4 protein-coding genes and 1 pseudogene are annotated in these 5,151 nt (G+C 69.9%); 3 read left to right on the top strand and 2 right to left on the bottom strand.

The genetic code is table 11. The annotated features are described in order from the left end of the window. Nucleotides 1-256: pseudogene (locus ACKOQ4_RS02995) on the bottom strand (peptidase M50); the annotation flags it as partial. 81 nt (nucleotides 257-337) lie between these two features. Between ACKOQ4_RS02995 and ACKOQ4_RS02990 the strand changes: the two are divergent. From ACKOQ4_RS02990 to ACKOQ4_RS02980, 3 genes are read left to right on the top strand one after another with little or no spacing between them, the layout of a single operon-like run. Next, nucleotides 338-1,633: an adenylosuccinate synthase gene (locus ACKOQ4_RS02990; RefSeq protein ID WP_526288677.1), complete on the top strand. Its 1,296-nt coding sequence runs from the start codon at nucleotides 338-340 to the stop codon at nucleotides 1,631-1,633. After that, nucleotides 1,630-2,262, top strand: a complete 633-nt coding sequence (locus ACKOQ4_RS02985) for a PaaI family thioesterase (RefSeq protein ID WP_526288675.1) — start codon at nucleotides 1,630-1,632, stop codon at nucleotides 2,260-2,262. Before ACKOQ4_RS02990 ends, ACKOQ4_RS02985 begins: the two co-directional genes overlap by 4 nt. 18 nt (nucleotides 2,263-2,280) lie before the next feature. Beyond that, on the top strand, nucleotides 2,281-2,949 hold the full coding sequence (locus ACKOQ4_RS02980; protein WP_526288673.1) for a hypothetical protein: 669 nt from the start codon (nucleotides 2,281-2,283) through the stop codon (nucleotides 2,947-2,949). On the opposite strand, the gene ACKOQ4_RS02975 is transcribed toward ACKOQ4_RS02980, so the two are convergent. After that, the gene (locus tag ACKOQ4_RS02975) at nucleotides 2,879-5,050 is read right to left on the bottom strand and encodes an MMPL family transporter (RefSeq protein WP_526288671.1); all 2,172 of its coding nucleotides are present in this window, start codon (nucleotides 5,048-5,050) and stop codon (nucleotides 2,879-2,881) included. The two genes, ACKOQ4_RS02980 and ACKOQ4_RS02975, sit on opposite strands and share 71 nt — an antisense overlap. Between the last annotated feature and the right edge of the window lie 101 nt (nucleotides 5,051-5,151).

The raw sequence follows: 5,151 nt of genomic DNA, 5'->3' as shown, positions 1-5,151 counted from the left end.
CGCCTGCGCTGATCGCCCGGCGAGCGCTGAGCGGTCCCCGAACGTAGGCGACCTCGGTGTCGAGCCGGTCGGCCCGCATCAGCCGGGTGAGCACCGCGGCCAGGTCGGCGTCCGCGCCGGCCACCACCACCCGGCCGGCCTCGCCGACCGCCGCGTCGATCTGGCCGGCATCGACCACGTCGCGGCACGGCAGGCCCGCCAGGGCCCGGGGCAGGCGGCGGTCGCCGAACCGCAAAACGGTGATGTCGGTTCTCATCAACGACACTCCTGGTCCTGCGCTCCGATAGGGTGGGTCACCGGCTGGTCACATTAAGCCAGGAGCGGAGCGGGGTCATCCATGCCGGCAATCGTCCTCATCGGCGCCCAGTGGGGTGACGAGGGCAAGGGGAAGGCCACCGACCTGCTCGGCGGCCGTGTTCAGTGGGTGGTGCGCTACCAGGGCGGCAACAACGCCGGGCACACCGTGGTCCTGCCGACCGGGGAGAACTTCGCCCTGCACCTCATCCCGTCGGGCATCCTCACCCCGGGAGTGACCAACGTGATCGGCAACGGCGTCGTGGTGGACCCCGGCGTCCTGCTCGACGAGCTGCGCGGACTTCAGGACCGCGGCGTGGACACCTCCAGGCTGTTGATCTCCGCCGACGCCCACCTGCTGATGCCCTACCACGTCGCCATCGACAAGGTCACCGAGCGCTATCTGGGCAACAAGAGGATCGGCACCACCGGCCGCGGCATCGGGCCGTGCTACCAGGACAAGATCGCCCGGATCGGCATCCGGGTGGCCGACGTCTCCGACCCCGACCTGCTGGCCGCCAAGATCGCCGCTTCGCTGGAGTTCAAGAACCAGGTGCTGGTCAAGATCTACAACCGCAAGGCGCTCAACCCCCGGCAGGTCACCGACACCCTGCTGGCCCAGGCCGAGGGGTTCGCCCACCGGATCGCCGACACCAGGCTGCTGTTGGGCAACGCGCTGGATTCCGGCCAGACCGTGCTGCTGGAGGGATCGCAGGGCACGCTGCTCGACGTCGACCACGGCACCTATCCGTTCGTGACGTCGTCCAACCCGACCGCGGGCGGGGCCGCCGTCGGCTCGGGCATCGGCCCCACCCGGATCACCACGGTGCTGGGCATCCTCAAGGCCTACACCACCCGGGTGGGCTCGGGGCCGTTCCCCACCGAGCTGTTCGACGCCAACGGCGAGTACCTGTCCAAGACGGGCGGCGAGATCGGGGTGACGACCGGCCGCCGGCGCCGGTGCGGGTGGTTCGACGCGGTGATCGCCCGCTACGCCACCCGCGTCAACGGCATCACCGATTACTTCCTGACCAAGCTCGACGTGCTGTCCAGTCTGCAGACCGTCCCCGTGTGCGTCGGCTACACGGTGAACGGTAAGCGCACCGACGAGATGCCGATGACCCAGGCCGACATCGCCCGCGCGGTGCCGGTCTACGAGGAGCTCCCCGGCTGGTGGGAGGACATCTCCGGCGCCCGGGAGTTCGATGACCTGCCTGCCAAGGCGCGCGACTATGTCCTTCGGCTGGAAGAGCTTGCCGGAGCACCGGTTTCGTGTATCGGCGTGGGTCCGGGGCGGGACCAGACCATCGTGCGCCGTGACGTGCTGGCACCACGGTGAGCGAGCGGGACCCCCACGAGCTCGATCCGGAGTACGACAGCCACGGCGGATTTCCCCGCTTCCAGGTCATCGACGAACCGCACGGGTTCGGGCGCTTCGTCACGGCCATGCGCCGTGCGCAGGACCTGGCCGTCGCCGCGGACGCCCCCGACTGGGACGCTGCCGCGGAGCTGGTCGAGCAGCTGAACGCCTACCTCGCGCCGCACGAGGGTCCCGGCGCGGTGGCGCCGGCCGGGCGGGTGGCGGGCCTGCCCGGCGCGGGCAGCATCCTGATGCCGCCGTGGCGCATCCTGCGCTTCGAACCCGAGATCGTGGAAGTGGGAGTGCAGTTCAGCCGATACCACGTCGGCGGCAACAACGCCGTGCACGGCGGGATGGTCGCGATGATGTTCGACGTGATGTGCGGGATCGTCATCCACGCCATCGGAAGGCCGATCAGCCGTACCGCCTTCCTGCACGTCGACTACCGCAACATCACCCCCATCGACGTGCCGTTGACGATGCGGGGGTGGGCGTCGAGACTCGAGGGCCGCAAGACCTTCGTCAACGCCGAACTCATCGACCCGGACGGGAGGATGCTCGCCGAAGCCAATGGGCTCATGGTGCGTCTGCTGCCCGGCCAGCCCTGAGTCTGCGAGCATGGCAGCGTGGCCCAGAGGAGATCTCTTCACTACCTGACCACTCCGCGCGCCGCCGCACTGGCCGGAGTTCTGTTCGCGGTCCTGTTCTCGACGGCGATCGTGCTGATCCGGTCCTCGCTGCCCGAGGGCGCCCAACCCGGCACGCAGTGGCTGGAATCCGGTAACGGCAAGATCAGGTTCGCCTCGGAACTGATGCCGTTCGCGGGCATCTGCTTCCTGTGGTTCATCGGCGTGGTGCGTGCCAATCTCGGCCGCTACGAGGACAAGTTCTTCGCAACCGTGACGCTGGGCAGCGGGCTGCTGTTCCTGGCGATGATTTTCGCGTCGGCGGCGGTGGGTGCCGGTCTGGCCTCGGCGGGACACTACTCGGGCGGGTCGACGGCGAGCACCGTGTTCGGCCAGATGCTGTTGCTCAAACTGTCCAAGACCTACGCGGTGAAGATGGCGGCGGTCTTCATGATGTCGTTGGCCACCATCTGGTTCCGCACCGACCTGATGCCGCGCTGGCTCGCGATCGTCAGTTACCTGATGGCGTTGACATTGATGCTCGGCGGCGAGACCAGCATGTGGCTGACGCTGGCATTTCCGCTGTGGGTGCTGGTCGTCAGCGTGCTTTTCCTGGTTCGTGCCGGGGTGTTCGAGAGCCACCGAGAGCCAGACCCGTCGCAGGCGTAGGGAATTCGTCCGTCCGCTCGATGTCGTCGGGCCGGAAAGCAGGCCACCAGATCCTCGGACCGATCAAGGTGAACAGAGCCGGAATGACGACGGTGCGCACCACGAAGGTGTCCAGCAGGATGCCCAGTCCGACGATGATGCCCAACTGGGTCAGCGCGATCAGCGGCAGAACACCGAGCACGCAGAACACCGCGGCGAGCACCACCCCGGCGCTGGTGATCACCGCGCCGGTGGCCGACACGGCACGGACGATCCCGCCGCGGGTTCCGTAGAGCGGGGTTTCCTCCTTGGCCCGGGTCACCAGGAATATCGTGTAGTCCACCCCGAGTGCGACCAGGAACAGGAACGAGAACAGCGGGGTGGTGTTGTCCAGGGCGGGGAAACCCAGCAGGTGGATGCTGACCCAACTGCCCAGCCCGAGGGCGGCCAGGGTCGACAGCGCGGTGGCGGCGACCAGCACCGCCGGAGCCAGTGCCGCCCGCAGCAACACGTAGAGCACCGCCAGGACCACGATCAGGATCGCCGGGATGATGACCTTCTGATCGCGCACGGCTGTCCGCTTGGTGTCCAGGGCCTGGGCGTCGGAGCCGCCGATCAGAGCTGCCGGGTCCGCCGCGTGCACCGAATCACGAAGTGCGGTAACGATGTCGAAGGCAGCCGGAGATGCCGGCGCGGCGTCGAGCACGACCTGCCACTGGGACAGCCCGGTATCGGTGACTCCGGCCGGCCGTACCGAGGCGACCCCGGGTGTCGCGCCGATGGCCGCGGTCACCGCGTCGGCCCGGTCGGTCGCCGCGATGACCCGGGTGGGATCGGTCAGCCCGCCGGGGAAGTGCTCGGCCAGGGTGGCGAAGCCGGTTACCGAGTCGGCCTTCACCCGGAACTGGTCGATCAGCGACAGCCCGATCGGGGTGCCGATCACCCCGGTGGCGAGCACGCCCAGGGTCAGGACCGACACGACAGCCACGCGGCCGGCGTGGCCGGACACCCAGTCGGCCACCCGGTGCCAGGCCCCTGCGGTGGTGATCTCTCCGGTTCCGACGCGGGGAACGAAGGGCCAGAACAACTTCGGACCGAACAGAGCGAGCAGCGGGGGCAGCACCAGCAGCACGAAGACAGCCGCCACCAGCAGACCCGCGGCGGCCTGTGTCCCGAGGCTGCGCGTGGTCGGTGACTTGGCCAGCAGCAGCGTCAGCAGGGCCAGCACCACGGTGGCGTTGCTGGCCACGATCGCCGGTCCGGCCCAGCGCACCGCGACGGACAGCGCCTCGCGGTGATCGGCCCTGTGGCGCAGCTCCTCGCGGTACCGCGATATCAGCAGCAGCGCGTAGTTTGTGCCGGCGCCGAACACCAGCACGCTGGTGATGCCCGACGTCGAACCGTCGCCGCCCAGGCCGGTGACCTCGGCGACCGCCGCCCCGAAGACCGCGGCGATCCGGTCGGCGAAGGCGATCACGAGCAGGGGCACCAGCCACAGCACCGGTGAGCGGTAGGTGATGATCAGCAGCAGCGCGACCACCGACCCGGTGACCGCGACCAGTGTGACGTTGGCCCCGGAGAACGAGTTGGCGATGTCCGCGCCGAAGGCCGGGCCCCCGGTCACGCTGGCCACCAGGCCGCCGGGCAGGCCGTCGCGGGCGGCCTCCCGCAGGGCGGTCACGGTGTCGGACAACTCGAAACCTGTCAGGTCGGGTTCGAGCGCAACCGGTGCCAGGGCCGCCTGGCCGTCTTCGGAGGGGATGGGCGGCAACGGCGGGCCCGGCACCACCCCGGCAACCCCGCTCATCCGGTCGCGTGCGGCCTGGGTGGCGGCGAGGTCCCCGGCGGTGAGCGCCGCTCCGTCGCGGTGGGTGATCACCAGCAGCACCGGTGCGGTGTCCCCGCCGGGAAACTGCCTGACCAGTTCGGCCGCCCGGGCGGACTCCGCCGTCGGGGGCAGCACCACCGGGGACTGCTGGTCGGATCCGCTTTGCGGGATCAGGCCGAGCAGCGCGCCGCCGACGGCGGCGACGACAAGCGCGAGCACCCAGGACCGGGTGCCGGCGACCAGTGTCCCGATCCGCTCCCACAGCGGGCGGCGGACCTCGGGCGCGCGGTGCATGGCGACCATCATCACGCGTGGCCGGCGCGGACGGATGCCCGACACCCTCGGCGCGGCCGGCGACCGGGGTGGGATCGGGGTGGGATCGGGGTGGGATGCTG

Source organism: Mycobacterium sp., from assembly GCF_046095365.1.
GTDB lineage: Bacteria > Actinomycetota > Actinomycetes > Mycobacteriales > Mycobacteriaceae > Mycobacterium.
This window is presented reverse-complemented; position numbering and strand designations above follow the sequence as displayed.

Bases quoted from the DNA above. Each gene is read 5' to 3' on its own strand.
- ACKOQ4_RS02975 (WP_526288671.1), bottom strand. From the start codon at position 5,050: ATGCACCGCGCGCCCGAGGTCCGCCGCCCGCTGTGGGAGCGGATCGGG.
- ACKOQ4_RS02990 (WP_526288677.1), top strand. From the start codon at position 338: ATGCCGGCAATCGTCCTCATCGGCGCCCAGTGGGGTGACGAGGGCAAG.